This is a genomic window from Alcanivorax sp. HI0044 (genome assembly GCF_001634945.1).
Window position 1 is genome coordinate 1 of record NZ_LWEZ01001898.1, and the last position, 815, is coordinate 815.

1 protein-coding gene is annotated in these 815 nt (G+C 53.1%); it reads left to right on the forward strand.

What is annotated here, in order from left to right:
* Positions 1-815 (forward strand): phage/plasmid primase, P4 family (locus A3730_RS28325; protein WP_063539403.1); only part of this gene is annotated, 815 nt, incomplete at both ends.

The window sequence follows — 815 nt, forward strand, 5'->3', positions numbered from 1 at the left end:
TTAGCTTCTGAGATTGGCAGGGACAACGTTATTACCACCGCTGCTTCAGTAATGCGCTGGAGCGAGCGTGGATTCTGGCAGCAACAGGAGAGCAGAGCGGTCAGGCAGTGGGTGCAGGGCTATCTGTCAGATAATGGTGCAGATGTGCGCAAATCCGTTGTGGACAGTGTTACCGACCTGTTATTAACGGAAACCTACCAACCCGAGCTTGAGTTCAACCAAGGCCCAGCTGAATGTGTTAACTGCCCCAATGGTGAGCTGATGCTATCCGCTGATGGCTGGAAGTTGGAGCCTCACAACCGGGAACATTACCGCACTACTCAGGTGCCGGTGAAGTTCGACCCAAATGCAACAGCGCCTCGATTTCAGCAATTCCTGGCCGAAGTGTTTAAGGGTGACGATGACGTCGAACAGAAGGTGCAGGCTTTGCTTGAGGCAATTGGCTACTCGCTGATGGCGCACTGCAACTATGAGTTGTTTGTAATTCTTGTAGGCGGCGGAGCCAATGGAAAGTCAGTGCTGCTGGCAGTGCTTGAGGCACTAGCGGGATCCGCCAACGTGGCCGGTGTTCAACCTTCCCGCTTTGATAATCCGTTTCAGCGTGCCCACCTCCACTTAAAGCTTGTGAATATCGTTACTGAGATCAAGCAAGGCGAAAAGATGGACGATGCCAGCCTGAAAGGCATTGTCTCAGGTGAGCCAGCAACGGTTGAGCATAAGTTCCGCAACCCCTTCGAGATGCGCCCTTTCTCTACCTGTTGGTTTGGTACCAACCACATGCCTCACACCCGTGACTTTAGTGACGGCCTGTTCCG